General features: G+C 54.4%; 31 protein-coding genes. All 31 read left to right on the top strand.

Annotated elements, in window-relative coordinates; genetic code table 11:
• Positions 1 to 3 precede the first annotated feature (3 nt).
• From H8S11_RS10035 to H8S11_RS10185, 31 genes are read left to right on the top strand one after another with little or no spacing between them, the layout of a single operon-like run.
• Positions 4 to 1,476 (top strand): DUF6138 family protein, encoded by a 1,473-nt coding sequence (locus H8S11_RS10035; RefSeq protein WP_243201017.1) that lies wholly within the window; start codon positions 4 to 6, stop codon positions 1,474 to 1,476.
• Positions 1,473 to 2,855 carry a DUF6138 family protein gene (locus H8S11_RS10040; protein ID WP_186853036.1) on the top strand — a complete coding sequence of 461 codons (1,383 nt, stop codon included), beginning with the start codon at positions 1,473 to 1,475 and terminating at the stop codon, positions 2,853 to 2,855. Before H8S11_RS10035 ends, H8S11_RS10040 begins: the two co-directional genes overlap by 4 nt.
• A gap of 13 nt (positions 2,856 to 2,868) precedes the next feature.
• The gene (locus H8S11_RS10045) at positions 2,869 to 3,147 is read left to right on the top strand and encodes a hypothetical protein (RefSeq protein ID WP_147571293.1); all 279 of its coding nucleotides are present in this window, start codon (positions 2,869 to 2,871) and stop codon (positions 3,145 to 3,147) included.
• 21 nt (positions 3,148 to 3,168) lie between these two features.
• On the top strand, positions 3,169 to 3,678 hold the full coding sequence (locus H8S11_RS10050) for a hypothetical protein (protein WP_147571294.1): 510 nt from the start codon (positions 3,169 to 3,171) through the stop codon (positions 3,676 to 3,678).
• Positions 3,675 to 3,908: an immunity 17 family protein gene (locus tag H8S11_RS10055; protein WP_002576934.1), complete on the top strand. Its 234-nt coding sequence runs from the start codon at positions 3,675 to 3,677 to the stop codon at positions 3,906 to 3,908. Before H8S11_RS10050 ends, H8S11_RS10055 begins: the two co-directional genes overlap by 4 nt.
• A gap of 13 nt (positions 3,909 to 3,921) precedes the next feature.
• Positions 3,922 to 4,464 carry a hypothetical protein gene (locus tag H8S11_RS10060; RefSeq protein ID WP_186853037.1) on the top strand — a complete coding sequence of 181 codons (543 nt, stop codon included), beginning with the start codon at positions 3,922 to 3,924 and terminating at the stop codon, positions 4,462 to 4,464.
• Positions 4,465 to 4,505: 41 nt separating this feature from the next.
• Positions 4,506 to 4,706: a hypothetical protein gene (locus H8S11_RS10065; RefSeq protein ID WP_147571296.1), complete on the top strand. Its 201-nt coding sequence runs from the start codon at positions 4,506 to 4,508 to the stop codon at positions 4,704 to 4,706.
• Between the two features lie 39 nt (positions 4,707 to 4,745).
• Positions 4,746 to 5,333 (top strand): hypothetical protein, encoded by a 588-nt coding sequence (locus H8S11_RS10070; RefSeq protein ID WP_186853038.1) that lies wholly within the window; start codon positions 4,746 to 4,748, stop codon positions 5,331 to 5,333.
• Positions 5,334 to 5,343: 10 nt separating this feature from the next.
• On the top strand, positions 5,344 to 6,483 hold the full coding sequence (locus H8S11_RS10075; RefSeq protein WP_186853039.1) for a hypothetical protein: 1,140 nt from the start codon (positions 5,344 to 5,346) through the stop codon (positions 6,481 to 6,483).
• A gap of 37 nt (positions 6,484 to 6,520) precedes the next feature.
• Positions 6,521 to 6,862 (top strand): hypothetical protein, encoded by a 342-nt coding sequence (locus tag H8S11_RS10080; protein WP_186853040.1) that lies wholly within the window; start codon positions 6,521 to 6,523, stop codon positions 6,860 to 6,862.
• Positions 6,863 to 6,869: 7 nt separating this feature from the next.
• Positions 6,870 to 7,949, top strand: coding sequence for an ankyrin repeat domain-containing protein (locus H8S11_RS10085; RefSeq protein WP_186853041.1), 1,080 nt, complete (start codon positions 6,870 to 6,872; stop codon positions 7,947 to 7,949).
• Positions 7,950 to 7,960: 11 nt separating this feature from the next.
• Positions 7,961 to 8,581, top strand: coding sequence for a hypothetical protein (locus tag H8S11_RS10090; RefSeq protein ID WP_186853042.1), 621 nt, complete (start codon positions 7,961 to 7,963; stop codon positions 8,579 to 8,581).
• Between the two features lie 13 nt (positions 8,582 to 8,594).
• Positions 8,595 to 9,191 carry a hypothetical protein gene (locus H8S11_RS10095; RefSeq protein ID WP_243201018.1) on the top strand — a complete coding sequence of 199 codons (597 nt, stop codon included), beginning with the start codon at positions 8,595 to 8,597 and terminating at the stop codon, positions 9,189 to 9,191.
• Between the two features lie 14 nt (positions 9,192 to 9,205).
• Positions 9,206 to 10,045, top strand: a complete 840-nt coding sequence (locus H8S11_RS10100) for a DUF2262 domain-containing protein (RefSeq protein ID WP_186853043.1) — start codon at positions 9,206 to 9,208, stop codon at positions 10,043 to 10,045.
• A gap of 12 nt (positions 10,046 to 10,057) precedes the next feature.
• On the top strand, positions 10,058 to 10,561 hold the full coding sequence (locus H8S11_RS10105) for a DUF2004 domain-containing protein (protein ID WP_147571301.1): 504 nt from the start codon (positions 10,058 to 10,060) through the stop codon (positions 10,559 to 10,561).
• Positions 10,562 to 10,577: 16 nt separating this feature from the next.
• Entirely contained in the window at positions 10,578 to 10,988 is a 411-nt protein-coding gene (locus H8S11_RS10110) for a hypothetical protein (protein ID WP_243201019.1), read from the top strand.
• Between the two features lie 55 nt (positions 10,989 to 11,043).
• Positions 11,044 to 11,640, top strand: coding sequence for a hypothetical protein (locus H8S11_RS10115; RefSeq protein ID WP_186853045.1), 597 nt, complete (start codon positions 11,044 to 11,046; stop codon positions 11,638 to 11,640).
• 22 nt (positions 11,641 to 11,662) lie between these two features.
• The gene (locus tag H8S11_RS10120; RefSeq protein ID WP_186853046.1) at positions 11,663 to 12,298 is read left to right on the top strand and encodes a hypothetical protein; all 636 of its coding nucleotides are present in this window, start codon (positions 11,663 to 11,665) and stop codon (positions 12,296 to 12,298) included.
• 26 nt (positions 12,299 to 12,324) lie between these two features.
• Positions 12,325 to 12,879 carry an SUKH-3 domain-containing protein gene (locus H8S11_RS10125; protein WP_186853047.1) on the top strand — a complete coding sequence of 185 codons (555 nt, stop codon included), beginning with the start codon at positions 12,325 to 12,327 and terminating at the stop codon, positions 12,877 to 12,879.
• The gene (locus H8S11_RS10130; protein ID WP_186853048.1) at positions 12,876 to 13,880 is read left to right on the top strand and encodes a DKNYY domain-containing protein; all 1,005 of its coding nucleotides are present in this window, start codon (positions 12,876 to 12,878) and stop codon (positions 13,878 to 13,880) included. The genes H8S11_RS10125 and H8S11_RS10130 overlap by 4 nt, the downstream gene beginning before the upstream one ends.
• A gap of 17 nt (positions 13,881 to 13,897) precedes the next feature.
• Positions 13,898 to 14,443, top strand: coding sequence for a hypothetical protein (locus H8S11_RS10135; RefSeq protein WP_186853049.1), 546 nt, complete (start codon positions 13,898 to 13,900; stop codon positions 14,441 to 14,443).
• A gap of 16 nt (positions 14,444 to 14,459) precedes the next feature.
• Complete coding sequence (locus H8S11_RS10140) at positions 14,460 to 14,786, top strand: DUF5713 family protein (RefSeq protein ID WP_186853050.1); 327 nt, start codon at positions 14,460 to 14,462, stop codon at positions 14,784 to 14,786.
• A 5-nt stretch (positions 14,787 to 14,791) separates the two neighbouring features.
• Complete coding sequence (locus H8S11_RS10145; RefSeq protein ID WP_186853051.1) at positions 14,792 to 15,739, top strand: DUF4241 domain-containing protein; 948 nt, start codon at positions 14,792 to 14,794, stop codon at positions 15,737 to 15,739.
• Positions 15,740 to 15,750: 11 nt separating this feature from the next.
• On the top strand, positions 15,751 to 16,710 hold the full coding sequence (locus H8S11_RS10150; RefSeq protein WP_186853052.1) for an NTF2 fold immunity protein: 960 nt from the start codon (positions 15,751 to 15,753) through the stop codon (positions 16,708 to 16,710).
• Between the two features lie 8 nt (positions 16,711 to 16,718).
• Positions 16,719 to 16,955: a hypothetical protein gene (locus H8S11_RS10155; protein WP_186853053.1), complete on the top strand. Its 237-nt coding sequence runs from the start codon at positions 16,719 to 16,721 to the stop codon at positions 16,953 to 16,955.
• A 15-nt stretch (positions 16,956 to 16,970) separates the two neighbouring features.
• Positions 16,971 to 18,452, top strand: coding sequence for a hypothetical protein (locus tag H8S11_RS10160; protein ID WP_186853054.1), 1,482 nt, complete (start codon positions 16,971 to 16,973; stop codon positions 18,450 to 18,452).
• A 14-nt stretch (positions 18,453 to 18,466) separates the two neighbouring features.
• The gene (locus H8S11_RS10165) at positions 18,467 to 19,018 is read left to right on the top strand and encodes a hypothetical protein (RefSeq protein ID WP_186853055.1); all 552 of its coding nucleotides are present in this window, start codon (positions 18,467 to 18,469) and stop codon (positions 19,016 to 19,018) included.
• 22 nt (positions 19,019 to 19,040) lie between these two features.
• Complete coding sequence (locus H8S11_RS10170) at positions 19,041 to 19,640, top strand: hypothetical protein (RefSeq protein WP_186853056.1); 600 nt, start codon at positions 19,041 to 19,043, stop codon at positions 19,638 to 19,640.
• 2 nt (positions 19,641 to 19,642) lie between these two features.
• On the top strand, positions 19,643 to 19,921 hold the full coding sequence (locus H8S11_RS10175) for a hypothetical protein (protein ID WP_186853057.1): 279 nt from the start codon (positions 19,643 to 19,645) through the stop codon (positions 19,919 to 19,921).
• Positions 19,905 to 20,774, top strand: coding sequence for a riboflavin biosynthesis intermediates N-glycosidase (gene ybiA / locus H8S11_RS10180; protein WP_147571315.1), 870 nt, complete (start codon positions 19,905 to 19,907; stop codon positions 20,772 to 20,774). The genes H8S11_RS10175 and ybiA overlap by 17 nt, the downstream gene beginning before the upstream one ends.
• Positions 20,771 to 21,220 carry a C-GCAxxG-C-C family protein gene (locus H8S11_RS10185; protein WP_186853058.1) on the top strand — a complete coding sequence of 150 codons (450 nt, stop codon included), beginning with the start codon at positions 20,771 to 20,773 and terminating at the stop codon, positions 21,218 to 21,220. The genes ybiA and H8S11_RS10185 overlap by 4 nt, the downstream gene beginning before the upstream one ends.
• The last annotated feature ends 7 nt before the right edge of the window (positions 21,221 to 21,227 follow it).

The raw sequence follows: 21,227 nt of genomic DNA on the forward strand, positions 1-21,227 counted from the left end.
GCTATGAATTTGCCAAAGTTCAACAGTGCGGACGGGCGCTGTTACTGGATGAAGCCCGAGGTACAGGAGGAACTGCAGCCGCTCTTTGACCAGTGCATCCAGGATGCCATTGACGGGAGAATCACGCGGCTTGATTCCCTCTGGCCGCCGGTAGTGGTCAGCAGCGAAGGCGCGCCCTTTGAGGTGTGGCAACTGCTTAGGGCGTGGACCGAAATACAGCGGGCCGAGACCCTGGATGCGGAAAAGGCCATCGCCTTCAGCGAAAACCTGCGCCGCCAGAGCCGGTGGGGTGAAATTGACCACCATCTACTTGATATGCTGAAACGGGAGCTGCAAGAGAAGTATTTTGTTGCAACAGGCAATGAAGATGATCACTTCTGGGATCGGGAGTATTCCCTGAAACCAGGCATTCGTGCAGAGGAGGTCCCGGAGACGCTGCTGCGTTTTGCCTGCTATGTGGCGGTGAGCTATAAGGTATATGGTATGGACTTTCAGTATCTGGACACCAATTACCTCTTTGGATTGGTGGAGAAAGTCCGTCCGGATATGGTGAAAAAGCTCCGGGAACATGGGACCGGCAGGCTGCCGCGCTCTCTGCAAAAGCGGAAAACAGAGCACTTCACCGCATCGGCCAACGATGCCTTTGCCGTGATCCGTATTACTGCCAGGGACAGTACAGAGGAATGCTATGCCGAAGTGCTGAACTACCTGTGTGAGCTTCTGGAGCAGGAGGATTTTCCCCGCAGCTATGCGGTGGAGTTCAAAGGACCGGAAAAGAGTTATCTTCCCATCACAGGACTGCCCAAAAAGGGAGTAAACCAGTTCTTTGCCTGTGCCGTACAGTACCCCGGCCTCCATCCCCTGATGGAACGGTACGCCCGGCTTGCCATGCGGCAGTATGAGCAGTACACCAATCTCAGTGATGAGCAGTGCGCTCTCCCGGGAAGTTTTGCCGTGTTTGCCCTGGGAATGCTGGGGCAAGAGTGGCGGCAGCTTATCTGGGATTATCTCGACCTTTGTGATGATGAGCACTCCCACTTACAGGAAAAATTCCTCAGAGAGTATGTAAAACAGTTCGGATTTACCGCCGATACCGTCCCTGTATTTGTCCGTGGGGTGCTGTCCATGCAGAACATGAAGTATTCCAAGGACTATGCCGCATGGATGGCAAACTCAGAGAGCCTGGACGCTCTGCTGGAGGCAAAAATCCACCTGTCTGAGATCGTTCCAAGCGGTTTCTCCTCCGACGAGGACGACGATGACGAGGATGAAGAACCCACCGAGGAAACAGAAGCCAGCCCGGAGGAAGTGCTGCAATACGCATGGGAAACGGTCTGCTATGTGATCTGGGGCAAAGCCAGCGCCAAGGGTGGTCAGAAAGTGGTGGAATCAGCTTCAGAGGAACTGAAAGAACTATACCGACAGATTTTTATTCCGATAATGGAGAACCTGGAAGAAAGTGGTGGCCTGCTATGAGCTTGCCAAAGCGTGACGGCGTGCATGGCCGCTACTACCTGATCCATAAACCGGATACTGACCCCGAGGTGCTGGAACACGCCGATCAGTGCATCCAGGATGTGTTGGATGGAACTGCAAAAGAAAACCATTCCGGCTATCCGGTGGTCGTTCGGACCCAAAGCGGAACACCCTTTCTTCCCAGCCATCTGCTGGAGCGGTATCTGTCCAAACTGCCTTTGCAGGGATTCCCCTATGAGGAAGCTGTTATCTTCTGCGATGCCCTGCGGCGGCTGGTTGGCTGGGAAGAGATCCGCTATACATTGGAGAAGTATATAGAACAGCAGGTGCAGGAGCGGTTCTTCCTTGTGGGAGAGCGGGACGATGGGTTTACAGTCTTTCCCCCCTGTACGGTGTGGCCGGAGTTGCGGCCGGAGGATGTGGACGAAGGGCTGCTGCGCTTTGCCTGCTATGTGGCCGTCTGCTGCACGATGTATGGACAGAGCTTTGAATCTCTTAAAACCGAACACATCCTCGGTCTGGTTTCCCAGCTCCGTCCCGACATGGTAAAGGAACTGAAAACCAATGGCAGCGGCAAATTGCCAAAGGACATCCAGCAGCGTAAGACGGAGCATTTCACCGCTTCGGCCAACGATGCTTTCGCCACCATCCGCATCACCGCCAGGGACTCCACCGAGGAGTGCTATGCGGAAATCCTGGACTACCTGTGTGCGGTGCTGGAGCAGCCGGAGTTTCCCCGCAGCTACTCCATCGAGTTCCGCGGGAAGGAAAAACTCTATCTGCCCATTCCCGGCCTGCCCAAGAAGGGAGTCAATCAGCTCTTTGCCTGCGCTGTGCAGCACCCCAATCTTCATCCGGCTATGGAGCGATACGCTCGTCTGGCTATGCGGGAGTTTGAGTGGTACAACAACCTCCCCGATGAAGCCTGCGCCATGCCCGGTACCTTCGCCGTGTTTGCTCTGGGGCTAGAGGGAGAACAGTGGGCACCGCTGGTGACGGAGTATCTGGATCTCTGTGACGATGAGCACTCCTCCCTGCAAGAGAAATTCCTTCATGCCTTGATCCGGAAGTTTGGTTTTCAACCATGGACGCTGGGGGTATTGGTGCGGGGCGCATTGTCTATGCAGTGGCTGGAGCCTGCCAGGGAATTCCGCAGCCTGATCGCCAATGCGGAAAGCCTGGATGCGCTGCAGACAGTCAAACACCGTTTTTCCGCTTATCTTCTGCCGGAAGAAAACGAAGACCCGAAATTCCGGGCCATCGCTTGGCAGAGTCTACTCTGGGCCATCTGGGGCCCGTCCTCCGAAAACGGCGGCAGCAAGGTCATCAAGTCGGCGCCGAAGGAACTGAAAGAGAAATACCAGCAAGTATTTTCGTAAGGAGGGTTCTATCATGTGCGAGCACTGCCGAAACATTCAAACATGGAGAAAATTTGACGCCCCAAAGGACTACCTGGCCTGCATTGCTTATATTCAGCAGTTGGTGGGACAAGGCCAATTTGAACTGATGACAGAGGAGTCCACCTGTCCGCTGGAGAAGGTAAAGACTGAGGATGGATGGGCAGACGAAATTATGGCTCACATGATCCGGTGCAAGCACTGTGGCCAGATCTTCACCTGTGTAGTCAACACCTGGCGGGGCAGCGGACACTTCAAAAAAGGCAAAGGATGACACAGAAAAGGCGGTGAAACGATGAATCAGACAGAAGAAACAAAACTGCTGGAGTATATTGAGCAGTGGAATGATGCGGACGAGTTCTCCCGATGTATTGAGGCTATCGAAGCCATCCCGGAGCAGGAGCGAGGTTATTTGCTGACCGTTAAACTGAGCCGGGCTTACAGCAATCTGGCGGTCCTGGGAAATCATGGAGTGCATGGGACCGACGGTGAAGTGGACGGGGATCTCATCCGACACGCCATTGATCTGCTGGAATCCGTCCGCACCCAGGGAGAGGACGATCCCTACTGGAACGCCCGGATGGGCTATTCCTGCCTGATGGCATACCGCTCCGCAGCCACCGCCTATACATACGCAAAACGCTGGCTTGCCCTGGCCCCGGATGACCCGGACGCCCAAAAACTGGTCCGGGACTGCGAGAAATATTTAGAAGAAGAAAAAGCCTTGGAGATGGATTGGAAAGAGCGGGAGGAAATCATCCGAAAGGAAACTCCTGATGATGGAAAGAGGGTTATATGTAAATGAACAGCGAGCAGATCACAGCATTTTTGCAGGAGCATTGGTACATTGCCTCGGTGCTCATCGGGGCCGTGATTTTAATTGGGGCGATCCGCAACTGGAATTGGCTCTGCGACCCCACCGGCACACGGGATGCCCACCGCCACAGCAGAGGATACCGGCGGGTGGTGTTCTTCCTGCTGGGCGTCCTCCTGATCGTAGTGAGCATCTGGGGATTTGTGCTGAAATTGAAGTAGGAGGAGAAAGACTATGATGACTGAAAAATATCCTACCTGGCTCATCGGACATGTGAAAGGATGGGCGGAGAATCGTTTGCCCACCGTGACGCTCTGTTCTACCACCGGCAGTGAACTGCTGGAGGTTTGGTATTACGGAGATCTGCTCACGGTGAAGGGAGAGCCTCAATCCTATATTGTAGATGGGGACGAGGCCCCCGGACTGGTGGCGGCCCGTGACCCGGAGAGCAGTGAGGAGTTTGTCATCTTCGACGGCGGGCGGCATGGCTACGACAATATGTTCTGCGATGAACACGATCCATCTGAATTGGAACACCGCCCCCTCAAGCGGTATGAGATCCCCGCCTCCAAGCTGGTGCTGGAGCTGGGGTACAGCGTGGACTACGAGGATGAAAAAGAGGACTTCGAACCTGATGAGGCGGATACCGTGGAACTGATCAACGGCGGGCGTATGCCCTGGGAGCAGGTCAAGAGGGACGGCATCGACTATATCGCCCTTTACTATGTGAACGAGGACGGGAAACAAGTCCAGATTCTGGACGCAGAGCTGGCGTGAGTACAGCTATTCTATCCTTTGATAATCCGAGGAGGCGCCCCATGAACCAAGAAGAACAAATCCGCCTCTACCGGCTGATGGAAAAGCTCAACTGGTTCTTCCATCAGGAGATGCACTATTTGAACCGGGATATTGCGGAACAGACCGCGCGGGAGTGTTACCCGGAGATTCGGGAGTTTACATATGATATTTTATGGAACGACCTGCCCAAAGAGGCGCAGGAACAACTTGAGGAGGATTAACTCCAATCACTTTACACTGACCCAGGAGGTGGAACCGCAATGTCCATAACCGCCTATAAAGTTGAAGCCGTCGGACATGACCGAACCGGCGAAGACTATGGCTATGTGAATATCATGTACCGCTATGGCAACAAGCAGTCCTGTCCTCGGCCAGATCAATGTGAAAAGATAGAAGTTATGTGGGCGGATGAGAGCGTCTACGGGCCGCCTGCTCCTGGCAGCAAGGTGGGCGATTTTATAAAGACATGGCTGATGGGCTCCTGGGACTGCGGGGTATTTACCCACCGGGAGATCGCCCAGCGGCTCATGGATACCTTCACCGGTCTGAAGCTCAAGGAACTGGCGTGGTTTGAGAACCCCAGGGAAAAGACTCTGAAAAATGGCAAACCGCGTGCGCACCGGGCCAAGTGGCTGCCGGAGCGGGAGGTGGATCTGGTGTATCTCTACTCCGACCACTATATTGACGCAAGAGAACCTACTTCTGCCCAAACCGACTTTTTCACCGTTACAAGGATGGACGCCTGGGGCGTGAGCACCTGGTTCATGTGTACCCCAGAGGCCGCCAAGAAGCTGATTGCTATGGATTTCAACAATCTGGCCGTCCAGGAAACCACCATTGTGGGATAGGAGAAAATGAATGATGACTTTGGAACAACTGCCCCCCAAGGGCGTAAAGCGAGAACAGGCCATTTTGGCGCTGGGCAAGGAGGAAGCCAATGGCGAACTGCTGTTCCAGCTTGTGAATACAGAAAAGGGCAAGTGCAAAACGGCTGCTCAGAAGGCCTTGGCGCAGCTGGAGTATGGCCCTGCTGCCCCACTGTGGGCCAAACTGGTCAAGGGCAAATGGATGGGCAGCAATATCATGTCAGATGCCTGCTCCGACTGTGTATCGGAGCAGATCGCCCCGGTCATCTTAAAGACCCTCTCCCAACTGCTGGATGAGGGGGACACAAAGCCACTGGAAATAGAACAACTGAACTTCTGTTTCCATTTGATGGTGGGGAAAGCCTCGCCCAAAATGCTGGAGGTCTACCGCTTTCTGGCGGAGAACACCCAGCGGATCGCCCAGCTGAAACGCACGCCTGTTTATTCTAATGATGATTGCACCTCCTGGTGGATCACAGATGGGCTTCGCATTTGGGATGCCACACCCAAGGAAAAAGAGAAAATTCCCGCTGTGGTGCTGACCGCATCCCTGATCCGCAACCCGGATGAACGATTGCAGGCACTGGCTGATGAGCTGAACGAACGCTATGGCGACAGCTGGATAATCCCGGCCTTTATGAAGGCGATCATCACCCAGCCCAAGGAGCAGGTGTATGAAACCTATTCGCCCCTTCTGGATACGCCGCAAAAAGACTATTTGTTCCATGCTCTGGGAATGCTCCATTACCGCTGTTATCCGGAAGGCTGGACCTATGAACGCCTGGGCCCAGATGGAATGATCGCTCTGATTTTTTGGGGTCATTATAGCTATGGAAGCTATGACACAAGGTTTATGATTGAACGCTATGTGGATCTGGATGAGCGGTGGCTCTTTGATCTGGCCAAGGACCCAGAGGGCCGCAAGCCTACAGTGACATGGCAGACCTACAATCGGGGCGGTGTTCTGTACGGAAGCTACGACGAAATGTTCATCAGTCTGCTGCCCCGCAAGGTGGAAAACCCAGAACTGAAGCGCGTTCTGCGGGACTACTTCCATATTCGCAGCGAAAAAGTGAGAGTGGAAGAAAGTATTACTGTTTACAAAGACGCTGCTGAGCGGTTTGGCGATTAAGCGAGAATAGAGGGACTGGCCGAAGGAGTGATACAGCATGATTGGGACAGATGAAAACCGGGCGGTGCTCCATGTGGAGGTCATCTTCTGGCACGGCAAGCGAAAGACTCCCCCCAGCCTGGTCAGCGGAAAGTATTGCCCCCATTTTGTCGTCACAGGAACCACGGAGTATCTGGGGATATGCTTTCTGGACGGAGACGACTGTTCATTTGATGAACCGGCTTTGGGAAATGCCCAACCCCTCTATCCGGATACTATTGACTACGCTCCGCTGGAAAATAATGCGGAATTTTTGATCTATGAGGGAGCCAACGCTGTTGGCAAGGGCCGGGTACTGGGCCGGACAATCCCCTATCAAGTGAAACAACGACGAAGGTAGGTGCCTTATGTACCAAATTGCATATATTGGCCGCTGGGAGACTCTCCCGGAAACGGCTGCCGCCATCTGTGACCATGACACTCCCAGGCTGGAGGCGTTGCTCCAAGGCGGTCTGGATTTAGATGTTCCCATCCAGCTTAGTGAGTATATCAAACTGATGCCATTAGAGATCGCGGTTTTTCGGAATGATGTGCCCATGATCCACTTCCTGCTGGAGCATGGAGCTGATCCCGGTCTGGCAGAGGAACAGCCCCTTCTGCTCACCGCTGTCCGCTGCTGCGGGCCGGAGGTAGTCGCTCTCTTTGCTGGACAGGCCGCAAAATTCAGCCCGAAGCAGAAAGAGCGGGCCTTCCAGGAAGTGCGCTGGGGTCAGCGAGCGGAGAATATCCCGGTGCTGGAGCAAGCCGGGATCACAGTGGACAAGTTTGGCGGCGAGGCATTCCGGGCGGCGGTGTCTGATGGGCAGGCCGAGCTTGCAAAACTGCTGCTGGAAAAAGGGGCGGACATCAATTACCACAAGCCGGACATGGTGTTTCCGAACGCCTCCACCCCTGTCACTGAAGCTGTCCGACACAAAAATCTCCCTATGGTGCGCTGGCTCATTGAGCAAGGAGCTGACATCACCATTGCCGACAAATACGGCGACCGGCCTTACACCGTGGCGGTGCAGAACAAAAATCAGGAGCTGGCTGACTACCTGAAGGCCCTGGAACCGGAGGACTGGCACAACGAGCAGGAAAAGGTCCGGCAGCTCATGCCCTATAAGCTGCCCGCCAAGCTGGTGGAATACTTGAAAACCGGCCCCCTGCGTTTGGAATTTCCGGAGCAGGAATGGGTGAAGTGGGCAGAGCTCTACTCCTACATGGATGTACAGGAGATGACCTGGAAACGGAAGAAGCTGCTCTCCCTGATGGTGCAGATGGACAACTACAGCGACTACCTGCTGCTTTGGAGCCCCAGGGACAAGAAACTCTGGTATCTGGACATCGAGCATGAGGAGTTCCACCCCCTGGCCAAATGGGATGACTTCATTGCAGACCCCGGCAGGTATCTGAACGGGATGATTGAGGGCGAGTTTGAAGCATAAGGAGTAAGGTCATGACATCGATAGACTTTCTGAACAAGGTACATAAAATCCTGGATTCCCAGGAATACAGCCTCTCTTACTCTCCGGCCAAGTCCAAAAACTATATGCTGTACTGCAACGGCAACTTTATCGGCGGCCTGTTTGACGAGGAGTTGTGCTTCGTCCATGCCGACAGTGTGAGCGAACTGCTGGGACACCCGGAACCCGTCTACCGCGGCTACTCCAGCACCGCCCAGCACAGGATGCTGGTGATTCCGGAGGAGCACTGGGAGAAGGCGCTGAAACTGCTCTATGCCGAGAAATTTGACTGGAGCCGTTTGGTGTACGACATCACCTACACCAGCATTGGCGCGGCTGTGGTGGAGGACTTCTACGACGAGAATGTAGTGTTCCTGCGCTTCTGCTTTGAAAAGGAACTGCTGAAAAAGAATCCTCTGGACCGGCAGGGCCGTATCCTTCGGATGGTCTATCTCAATCAAGATTTGACAGAAGCGGGCAAATATCTATTCCCCAGACTGATGCAGAAGTTTCTTGTTTTTACAGACCGCAGCGGGAAAACCAGCCTGGAAACCATGCTGAAACGGTGGTACACCGCGCTGGAGAAGGAATACCGCAAGCAGGCGGCGGGATAAGGAGGGCAATAACATGATGACAGAAGAAAACAGAACCTATATTACTCAACTCAAGGTCACGGATGTTCCGTGGCACCGGCTCACCACCGCCTATGGCCGGGGGACGGAGTTTCCCGCACACCTGACGGTACTGGAGCAGATGTGTGACTTGGCGTCCGTCAAAGAGTCCCTCTATGAGCTCACCACCAACATGGAGCACCAGAGTACCCTTTGGCACGCCACCCCTTTCGGCATGGTGTTTCTGAGCCGGATTCTGGGGAAGGCCCTCGCGGAGAGCGGACAAAACTCCGTGGCCCATTTTCTGGCCGGGGAGCTGCTGGACTTCTTTGCCTGCATCCTCCAGTGCTTCCACGATGGAGATGAGTTGGAGCACGCCTCTCCCCTGCCCCACTTCTCCGATCTGCTGAAGGAAGAATACCTGTGGTCGGAGGAATACGACGAGGAAGAAGATGAGATGCGCTACGAGGAGGACGAGGTCTTCCCAGATGACCTGTTTTACAGCTTCTATTACTACTCCTGGCAGGCGGTGCTGGCCTACCAGGGCGCACTGGAGCAGGAGATTCCTCCGGAGTTTACCCCCAAGATCGCGGCAGTTCTGGAAGGGCTGTAAGGGAGGCTGCACCCATGTTTGAAGAATTTTATGAGATGTACGAGCCCGAGGAGCAGGAAGTGGTGGCTTTAATCCGCAACTGCATCGGGGGCGGATACAACAATAGGGGCAACTTTTGGCAAATGACCGTCGTGACACTGGGCGTGGTGTTCTGTGACACCGGCAAGGTCACCACCAAAGAGGAGCGGCTGGAGTGGCCAGTCACCGATGAGGAACGAAACAGTGATAAGGGCTGGGGACGCTTTGGCCGCGAGCAGATCTGCCGCCTGAAGATTCGCCGGATGAAAGAAGAATGGGCAAAGGATCTGGTGGCGTGGCCCTGGTGTATCTCCGAGATAGTCAAGGCCCATGAGGACTGCCCGGAGCTTCAGGCCGTTCTGGACGAGTACCACAAGCCGGCGGTGATCCAGGACCAGGTGCTGGGAGAACTGACACTGGACAAGGACCATGATACCTTTGAGGGCGAGATCCAGTGGTGCGGAAAGGATGTGCACCTTTCCCTTGAGGTCAATGCGGAGAGCAAGCCCTCCTGGACCCGCGCCCGCAGTGCCGCCAAGAAGCTGCTGGCCGACTGTGAAACCTGGGACAAGGCCATGCGGGAGCTTGCGGCCAAGAACCTGACTGGGCTGGCCAACGACTGGCTCTCCCAGGATGAGGATAACCCCCGCGATTCGGAAACAGACCCCATCACGGAGGAAGAACTTGCCCGGCGGATCAGCATGACCAGCCTGTCCGTCACCTCCGGCGGCAGCTTCACCGCCTGGTTTGACTGCGACGAGATGTTCACCGACCATGCGGTGACGGTCTATGGCTCCTTGAAAAAGGGCCTTAAAGCTGCCAACATTGAGGGATAAGGAGGCGCAGAGATGAAGCTGAACTGTAAACGCATTGATTTACCATATACCCCCGGCGAGGAAATCTTCAACTTTCCCGAAGAATCGGGACTGCCCTTTCTCTTCGATGTGGAGGAAGAACTGACTGCTGATCCTGCTGCTATGGATGCGGTGGGAGAAATGCTGGATGAGGCGGAGAAATTGGCGGAAAAGGCCAAAGCCGCCATCAAAGCGGCGCTGGCGGACGAGGACAGCCGCTACCATAGCATTGTGACATTTTTCATGGAGTTCCACCGGGACGAGGTAGGCCCGGATATTGCGGCGGAACTTTTTCCGGGAACCGACCCATCCAAGCTGTCCTTTGCCGAGATGGTGGACTTTTTGAAGCTCAAGCGGTTTGGCAGCCTGGTGGATAGCGAGATGAATCAACAAGTTTTCATTATGGATCTGTCCTTCAACCCGGAAATTACCGACGAGCTGATGGTGGTCTACTTTGATTTGAACAAGGAGATTTTTTGTATTACTCATGAGAGCTGAGGAAAGAGCGTTACCTATGGAAAAAGCGGCTGCTGTTAACACCTGCTTAGGTGTTTTGAAGGGACGGGACTGCATCTATCTGGATCAGGTGAAACAAGATGATCTGAACAATCTGACCTTTACGGGGGACATCAATGGCCATCTGATCTCCCAGCACAGTGACGAAAAAGACTGGTTTCCCTACACACTCACCTTCCGGCGGGTGCTGACCTATTTTGCCTGTGAATTGGACACCTATGAAAATCTGGCTGGGACGGGGCGTCTAGATGGCAGCTCTTTTGATTTAATTGAGGATAGCACCTGGCTGAAGTCTTTGCCGGTGCGGGAGGACTTTGACAAAGGCATCTATCGGCACTACCGGCTGTTTACATACGATGATGTTTACAACATCATTGCGGTTTCCTATGAGTTTGCGGCAGAGTTGTAAATGTCTGAAATATGGATAATCATTGAAAGAATCAAGCCAGGAAGGGGGCGCGGCAATGAAACAGAATAGCAAACGGCGCAAATATCTGCCCACACTTCTGGTTCAGCAGATCCGCCTGCAATGGTATACAGACTGCCGGGGCGGAAACGCGGCCGCACAGCGGAACCAGTATCCCAGAGCGATGCGGCTGCCGAAAGACTTCTTCTCTTACTATTCCTTTGGCCTGCCTACACACTTTGTATCGATCTTACAGAGGCCCGATGGATTTCAGATCGATAAGGACTGTCGCAGGCTGATGGAATGGAAGCCGAATGGCACAATGCGGCTTCACCCTTTTGAACTGATTCAGCAGGAGTCCGGAATCCAGGTGCGTTACCGCTATGATTGGCATATTGGTGCGATGCCGGAGCGATATACCTACGATAAGGCCGGACAAAAACTCCCCCTCAATGAGCTGGCATTGGATTTGGCTCCCGGTGAGTATGGAAGAGCTGTCTGCAATGGGCGGTTCCGGGACTGGGATACAGGAATCTGGTATTATGTACTGGATATTTTGAATGTGATGCCGCTTACAGAACCCACTGACTCATTGACCAGTTTTACGGACAGAGAGCCTAATAAGATATATACCCAGATCGACCGACTGTGGTGACGAAAGACAGGAGGATAACCACATGATTTCCACAAAAGATTTATCTGGCCTTCCCAATGCGGAGCGCCTGAAAAACTTCTGCAAAGGGCTGGCAGCTCTGGACATCATCATGGTGGAGGAGGAATGGAGCTTCATCCGCCACTATACATACAACCCCGCATGGCGCAAAGGCAAAGAGGCATTCTTTGCCACTGATGGCAGTGACCAGAGCATGATCGTCATGTTTGCGCCGGAAGGCTGTGTAATCAACGGTGTGGACTCTGAACTCTATGACTGGGAGGAAAAACTTCCCCGTATCGAAGACCTGACAGATGGGATGCCCCCTGCTTTGCAAAAACTTATGGGCAGCCGTGAAGTCAAAAAGATGAAAAGCACCTTCTGCGTCTGGACAGAAGATGGCACCACCTGGCACTGCAATCCCATGGACGGCGAGGACGCATCCATGGATCTGATCTCCACGATTGATGGCAATCCGTTGAGCTATGCGGAGTACGGGAAGTGGTTTTATCCGGCCGATCTGCCTTTGGAAGCTGTGCGCCAGCTTGCGGACGGGGTGCCGGTGACAAAAGAACTGGTCACTGCGTTGAACCCTAAGCGCAATGAATGGGAAGAAATCAAGGCGGGCCTGGGCAAGATTGGGTATCCAAATGAACTTTGATTCACAGCAGACAGGAGATGAATTGAATGATCAAAGAACGCATCCCCATCTCCGGCGATCTCAAAAGCAAGGTTAAGCAGCTGATGGAGTACGCCGGATGGCAGGAAGGCCGCAGTGTGGATATTTCCATTGCGGAGCAGTATTACGCCGCTCATGGCATCCCGATGATGAAGACCACCCAGCGATTTTACCGTAAGTATTTCGGCCTGTGCTGTGAGTGGTACCTGGCGCAGAAAAAGCTGAACTGGGCGGCTGACTTCCAATTCGCTCTGTTCCCTTACCTGGTCAATGGGATCAAAAATCATTTGGAAGAAGCCTTTTTTCGGGATATGTCCGGCTGTGAGCTGGCGGAGATCGAGCAGGCAGCTGGTCAGAAGTGCCAGCCCATCGGTCACATCGGCTATTACTACCCGGCAGAGGTTTGGATCTCGGAGTACGGGAAACTGTATGCAAAATATGAGTATCAGGACGAGATCGAGTGCTTTCCCGATGTGTTTGCCCTGATCGAACGGGAACTGCGGCAGTGCAAATTTGATTCCGCTGCCATGAAAACGGTTGAGGCACTGGATGGAAAACTATGAAACAGGACTTTACGATTTGGCGCAATCAAATATTGCAGAATCCGTGGGACATTTCACCGCTGAAATTCGGAATGTTACAGGATGAGGTCATAGAAATTTTTGGGAATCCCGATGATGTTTCCACCATGGGAAGCGGCGGGAAACCTTTGATCCTCAAATATCATGACATTGAACTGCATTTCGATAGAAAGGCCCCTCATGGGCTCTACTTAGTGTATAGCGACGACGAAATCGAACTGAGCTTAACAGATCATCACGAAGAACTGCTGCAGCCGATCACCAACACAGAGCCGGTGGACAACGAATTTTTCCTTCGGGATGGAGTCGTCTATTTCTCTGGCCTATATGAAAACGGCTTGTTGAAGGGTGTTTCGCCCAAAGACTTCTGCTGTTGGCATTACTGGGGCAAATCCTCTACGGCCTGCTTTCTCGGCGGGATTCGCCTGCGTGGAGCAGACCCGGCATCGTTTCGGGTGTTAAACTATGCCTACGCAATGGATAAAACAGCCGTCTACACCACCAGCGGGAGAATCCCAGATGCAGATCTGGCAGCCTTCCAGGTGTTGGACAAGGGCCAGAACGATTCAGGCGCGCCCCAGGGATATGCAAAGGACAGCCGGCAGGTCTACTTCCATAATGGGGACGGAAAGGTGAAGATCATCAAGGGCGCGGAAGTTTCCTCTTTCCGCTCGTTGGGCGATACCTATTTTGCCAGGGATGAGAAACGGATCTATGCCTACGGCAAGCAGCTCCCCAATGTAGAGCTGACTTCCTGGGAACTGCTTGGGCACTGGTATTCCCGCGATGTCAAGCGGGTGTATTATCTCAACCGGGAACTCAAGGGAGCGGATTGGGACAGTTTCACAGTCTACACTCCTATGGACGCAGCTCCGCTTGCCGATCATCTGGCCCGTGACAAGGAACATTTTTACCAAAATGATGAGGTAATTGAAGAAACGCTGTGGCGGGAAAGGCTGCACGAGTTAATACAAGAACAGTAAACGGAGGGAAAACGGCTATGGACTATTTGAAGATACTGCATGAAAACCCTGATTTGGCAGAGGAATTTGATTCGCTGTTTGACTTCTTCCTGCTGGATGAGTTGTCCCCGCGGGATGACGCAGAAGGCCGATGCACCTTTTCCCTGCCCGGCATGGCGTTTGCCAGGGATGGCTCCGGCGGAGAATACCACCTGTTGGAAGATGGCTCCATCGGCTATTACAGCAGCGAAGGCGAGGCAGGCCGTCTGGCTGAGAGCATGGATGACCTTTTTTCCCTGCTTGTGAGCTGTATTTGCTGGCACGACTGCTGTGACACAAAGCTGTATGTGGATTCCAAAACATTGGAGGAGTATGGGCAGAGGCAGCGCAACTGTAACTTGGAAGATATGGATGTGGACAGCTTACGGCGGGTGTCTGATGCCCTCGGCATCCCTACTGGTGAGCCGCTGGCTCCGGTTCTGGAGCGGTTCCGCAACGCAACCCAGCGTGAGCCTCTGTATCAGTGTATATTTCACGAGGACGACGGAAGCCTGACCGAATCATACGGTTTGATGTTTGAATGAGAAAGGAACAATCCCTATGAAAGCATTTGACCCCAATTACAAACTGCTGGACGAGATGTATCAGGACGATTACTATCCTGCTTTTCTGGTAGACAAGGTAAAGGACGAGCTTCAGAAGGTCATCGACCTGCTGGAGAGCGGCGAAACCGACACCGAAGCGGTGCAGGAAACGCTGGACGAGGCGGTCTGCGGCATCAATGATCTCCGGGAGGAGTTTGACGAGAACGACAGCGAACTCGAAACGGTGGCACGGGAATGTATTGCGGCAACTGTGGCCTACATTCTAGAGTGGTTTGGCATCCCCATTGACACCGAGGAGGCCATCCGGGAACGGGACTGGTGATCCTCATGGCAGAAAAAGAACTGGCCGTTTGTGATGAGTGCGGCAGCCTGTTTTTCAAAGGCTCATCAAAGATGATGGGGCTGTGCCCGGAATGTGCCCATATTCTCTATGGCTACCCGAATTGTGACCATCATTTCCAGAATGGCCGGTGTGTGAACTGCTGCTGGGACGGCTCAAAGAGTGTGTACATCAAGAAACAGAATCAACAGGAGGAAACTGATATGCCTACAACTGAATGGCTGAACAAATACGAATCCATCAAGGATAAACTGACCTGTAAAGATGACTTGGAGGCCCACTTCACAGAGAAAGTGATTGGGAACATGGGCGTGGATGTACTGGACATCGGCGCAGTCCATTTCCCCACCGGGCAGATCTTCGCCTGTGATCCGCTGGTGGAGCTGGAGGACACTCTGCCGTTCCTTCAAACGATCCCCGCCGGAACTTATCCGGTGAAAATCTGCGTGGTGCCCAGCGAACAATACGGCGACCGCTACGCCTGCGTCAAGGTGGAGGTCAGCCAGGAAAAGCCTGTCCGCTATGAGCTGGGCATGACGGGCAACGAGGAGTTGGACGCGGCGCTGGGAGATGACGACTACTTCGGTTTCGGCGTGGATGCCGGGATGGGGTGTATCGCGGACATCCAGACCCAGGCGGCCTTCAAGACATACTGGGCCAAGCGGCTGGAGGAGGACCCGGACATCGACCCCTACAACGACTTGTTCTGCGACTTACTGGAGGAAAACGCCCAAGCCCACCCCAAATATCAGGGAGACTGCGGCGACTGGCTCAACTGGACAGTACCGGACACGGACTGCAATCTGCCCATCTTCTCCTCCGGCTGGGGTGACGGTTACTATCCCGTCTACTTCGGCTATGACGCCAAGGGAGACGTCTGCGCCGTGTATGTGCGCTTCATCGACATTGAAGCCTGTTATAGAGAGCAGGAATAAGGAGGCACGCTATGGAATGGCCAAAACGGGCGCGGACAGCGGACTGGGAAAACGGTGTCCTGACCTTGGATGGAGAGAAGCAGTTTGAGATCCCGGAGCTGACCGCCGAAATCATAGGGCGGCTGGCCGGTTATACCCTGGCGGGTTTCCACACAAAGGGATTCCCGGTGACGGATGAACTGCTTGCCCCCTTTGCCGGGCATAAAAGCATGGTCAACTTCGGCGTGGAGAAGGGCGCGCTTACCGACGCTTGTTTCCCCGTCTTTTCCGCCATGCCCAAGCTGCGCTATCTACTGCTGGACGGAAATGCCGCCATCCACGGCGGCGGCCTGTCCGCCCTGCAAAGCTGTAAGCTGGACCTTCTCACCCTCAACCACACCGGGCTGGACGACGTTGGACTGCTCCAGGCATCCTCCATCCCCAAGCTCTCCCACATCCAGATCGACCATACCGCTGTGACATACGAGGGCCTGCTGGCCATCGCCGGCAACAACTACATCCATCCGGTGGCCCATAAGCAATTCACCAAAGAGCAGATGGAACACTTCTCCCAGCTCCAACGAGAAAAGGCCAAAAAGCCCATCCAGCTGGATGAGCAGGCGGTGGAGGAATGCCGCAGGGTGTTGTCCGCGTTCTTTGCCGAGATGACGGAATGGGAGCAGTACATGGAGCAGGCTGGGTTTGAAAATCCCGAGGCTGTGCCCCGCCTGCTGACGATCTGGGAGAAGTATGTGAGCGAAAAGCCCCGTCCGGGCTATCTGCCTCTGAATCTCTCATACAGTGCCCAGGGCACTTACAAGGGCGAGCAGTTCCTGGATGCAGAGCAGATTACCAAGAACAAGCTCTATATCTATACCAGAGAGAAAAACACCGGCTTTGACCGCCGCTTTCTTATGAAGCGTGTGGGCGAGGTTTGGATGATCGACGCGGTGCAGGAGCGGCTGGACGGCTGGCAGCGCACAGGATTGTGAGGCATCACATGGCTTGGGAATATGAAACCTTTGGCCCGGACGGTCAATGCAAATTGTTCGGTGTGAACATCTTTGACTACGACTGGCAAACCACCGGAAAGCGGGTAAAAGTCCAAGACCCGATCTATCACCAGGACCACACCTTTGAGGTTTGGCAGGTAGAGATCGACGGGCAGATCCACCGCTTTGCCGCCGGAGAGTTCTCCAACTGCGTATGGGGATTTTATTTAGAGAAAGACGGATGAGAGGAGCGTGAACCCATGAAAGCCACCGCCGGAGAGGTCTATACAGTCTACAACCAATATCTGAAACGCTACACCGCCTGCCAGGTGGCCTATATTGCGCCGCCGGACTCGGTGAGCAAGGAACCCTGGGCGGTGGTCCTCTCTCTGGACTGGGTGGGGGACGCGCCTCTGACCACAGAGGAACTGCCCCATCTCCGTCCGCTCTACAAGGACTTCATGTACTGGTCCCGTGACCTTCACCTGCTGCGGGTGCCGATGGAGGTCCCGCCCCAATATAAGTTGGTGGGCACACTTCCGCCCTTCACCGACCAGCCCTGCCGCTCCTACGGCGGCTGGAATGATGGCTATGATGTGTACCTACAGATCCGGTGGCAGGCCATCCCGGAAAAGCGGCGGCGGGCCTTCAAGGAGGCCATGGAGAGCGACGAGCAAACGGAGATCGGCGGTATCCCACTGAAGACCAGCAGCCATCGGGTGATGGACCAGTACGAGCCATTCGATTCGGCGCTGGAACTGGCGGCGCTGCCCTGCCTCTCCGAACTCATCTGCGAGCAATGGCACCCGGATCTGCTGGAGTTTTTGCGGGAAAACCCCTTCGTTGATGAACTGACTTTGCTGAACCACGGTCAGAGGACGCTTGATCTGCGGGGCACCAGCATCAGAAAGCTGATGCTGGACATGACCGGCCTTCAGGAACTGTGGCTGGGTGAGGGAACGGAGCAGCTCCTGTTCCAGAACAAGGGGCCGGACGCCTGTGCCATCCATGCCCCCGAAGATGGCGGCGGTCTGACCCTCCAATTTATCGGGGAATACCGCCCGCACACGGAACTGCCGAACCTTTGGGGGCTACATGGCATCCAGCTGAAGGACTTTGATCTGACCGGACTGGCTGCTGTCCATCCCCACTTAAAGGAGCTGAGGCTCTGGGGCGCGCCGGGAAACCTTGGGAACTTCTCCGCCGTGGGAGGGTTCCGGGAACTGACGAACCTCTCCACCTTCGACCTGTTCAGCTTCGGTGCGGACGATATCCCCACCCCAGAGCAGATGCCGGAGCTTCGCTGGTTTTGGATGACCAGCCTGCCGGAAACGGCAGCAAAAGCGGCAAAGCAGCTCTGGAAAAGCAAGCCGGGAATGGACCTGCGAATCACAAAGCCCCGGAAACCGGAGTGGCTGGCGCAAAATCTGGACAATCCCTTCCGAGGCTGGGACGGCACGGAGCATATCCCTGCCGCCGCCGCGAAAAAAGCAGCCAATCAATACCGCAAGACCCGCTCCCAGCTGATGAAGCTGGCCGCTGAACCGGGCGAGGGTGCCCAGGCCCCGGCGCTGGATGCGGTGGCAGCCTACACCCGGACCTTCAACAAGATGGGCTTTATCGAAACCGAGGAACGGGATGAAATTTACATGGCCCTGCGGGGTATCCTGGACGCCCTGCCGGGCGATACGCTCCAGAAAGATGCCCTGATTGAGAAGTTTGAGGAACTAAGAGATTTTTGAGGAGAACAAGTAGCATGATAGAGTTCAGCAAGGATCATAGCTCGGCATGGATGGAAATGATGTCGGCCTATCAGGTTTTTCGGGCAAAGCTGTTTGATTGGGCCCACGAACCAGATCAGATAAAACAAAAGGATTTGCTGCTGGAGCTGGACTCTTGGCAAAATCGGGATCTTCACAGAAGGATGCTGGTAGTAGATCTTCTGCACAGCACAGATATGTGGGACGAAAAAGCCCTCCTCTTAGTTCTGAAAGAACTGACAGCGATTGCCCTACTGGAACAGGATGAGATTGCCGCTTATGCTCGAATGGCATTGTCTAAACTCAAAGACCAGTCGGAGCGGCTTACCATTGCCGATGAGGTGCTTCGTCTTGCAGCGGTCGAGGAAGAAAAGGCGGAACCTGATCCCGTTGTATTCCACAACGGCTGCCTGCTGCTGTATGAGTTGCACTGTGAAGTAGCGTTCTCGCAGTATGAAGATCGGTATGCGAATCTGATTGAGCAGGCATACGGTTTAGATGAAAAAGACTTGGCGGGCATGAAAAAAACGCTGTCCGCCGAGCCTTGAATTGAAAGGAATGTGTGGGCGCATGAGCCGAATCGTCGATGAACCCTATTTTACATACAATGCCTACAACGCCCTGACCTCCGGCATCCAGGTGAAATGCCCCAAGTGCCACGGTGCGGGTGTTGTAACGGCGGATGATGGCAACGCCTATTTCCTCTGCCTGAGCTGCGGTCATCAGGAAATCCGTGACCGGACGATCTACCGCTATGATGTCCATAACCAGTGCAAAAACTGCGGCAGGTACTACCGGGTGGATATTGAAGATACTGCAAAACAGCACTTTTCCGTTCTCCATGTGGCCTGTCCCTATTGTGGGACAACCATGTCGGGAGAAGTTCATAAAACAGCGGAGGCTTTCTCCTACATTGCTGATATTCAGAACGGACGAGAGCCTTATTTTGGCCTGGAGCTGTGGTTTTTGACCTCATTCCAGGGTAAGCCGGTCTGGGCCCTCAACCGGGAGCACCTTGCCTATCTGATCGACTATCTCAGCGCCGGCCTGCGGGAAAAGCCGTTTGGAAGTCCGAAAAAGACCCAGGCCGACCATCTCCCCACCTTCATGAAAACCGCAAAGAACCGGGAGCGGATCGTGAAGCTGCTGAAGAAAATGCAGGAGGAATGAGGATGGAACAGAAAGTAATTTACAACGGCCAAATTCTTACTCTGACTCACTTTTGGGCAACGGGAGAGCCCTGCCTGTGGATCACTGACCCGCAGCAGATCGGGATGCCCAAAATGGAGTTTGTAGGTGGATACCCAAATGAATACTGCATTTTCCTGAAAAATCTGACGGAAACAGAGCTGTCACAGATCACATCTCTGGACGGTGCTCCACTGGATGTGAAAGAAGAACTGCGGCAGCATCCAACAGGAAAGGAGAAACCCTATGGCACTACAAGATAAGAAAATCATGCCTCCCCCCTGGCTGGCCCACCGGGAGATCGAGCGATACTCCATTGGCTGGCGCATGGGCTATGGGGAGGATTACATATACCGATTTGGCGATTGGCTGGACACTCTCTCGCCGGAGGAGCGGGCGGAATACCGCGCCCTCTTCCCCGAACCGATGACCTGGAAGGGCTGGTGGGATAACGAGGACAGCAGCGAAGTGCTGGAGCATGGCGGCTTCTTTGTGGAGGTGTGGCAGCCGGAGGGCCAGCCCAAGTACACCCGGCAGTGGCTCCAGCAGGAGTTTGCCGCCGGGAGAACGCGGGAGCTGTGCCTGTTCTGGGGCCACCAGCCTTCCGAAGATGGACAGTTGACAAAAAGCTGCCTCAGCCAGTGGTGGATGGAGGACTTCTGGTCTGTTGCCGACACCTACCTCTGTATGGAGCAGTATATGATGGCAGGCAAAGCCGGGCTATTTGGGGATAGTGAAATCCGGGAGCAGATTTTGAAATGCAGCGATCCTAAACAGATCAAGGCCCTGGGCCGCAAGGTGCGAAGCTTTGACCAGAAGGTGTGGGACAGGTTCAAATACGCCATTGTGCTGCTTGGCAACTGGTACAAATTCAGCCAGAACCGCGAACTGCGGGAGTTTCTCCTTTCCACCGGGGACAGCGTGCTGGTGGAGGCCAGCCCCTACGATGCCATCTGGGGCATCCGGCTCTCGGCCAGCTCCCCGGAGGTCCAGGACCCCATGAAGTGGCGTGGACAGAACCTGCTGGGCTTTGCGCTGATAGAGGTACGGGACGAACTGCGCCGGGTGACGCAGAATGAAATGCTTTGCGATTGGAGTACAGTATGGGAACAATGAAACTCTATGAACTGGTCAACCACTACCACATCGGCACAGACCTGACCTGTGCCGAGGCGATGTTTCTGGCTTGCAATGAATATTACCATCTGAATTTATCCGAGGAAACCCGGAAGATGTTCTCCGTCATGGGCCTTGGGATGCAGACTGAGCAGTCCTGCTGCGGCGCTTTTACCGTGGCGGTGGGGATCATCGGTCTGACGACCGCCAAAGAGGGTCAGACGGATGTGAGCAACATGGAAGGCTACCAGATGATTGCTGAATTGACGGAGTTTATGCTGGGCTTCTATGGAACGCTCCACTGCGTCGAGCTGCAAAAGCTGGAGATCGTGGGATACGAAAATCCCTGCCACGCCATTGTGGAGGCGCTGGCCAAAAAGCTGGAGGAGCTGCTGGCGGGCCGCAGGATCTTCCGCCCGACAAACGGGGGGCAGATCGGTTCCTGATATGCCG

Origin of the sequence: Flintibacter hominis (genome assembly GCF_014287965.1) — a bacterium.
GTDB classification, from domain to species: Bacteria; Bacillota; Clostridia; order Oscillospirales; family Oscillospiraceae; genus Lawsonibacter; species Lawsonibacter aceti.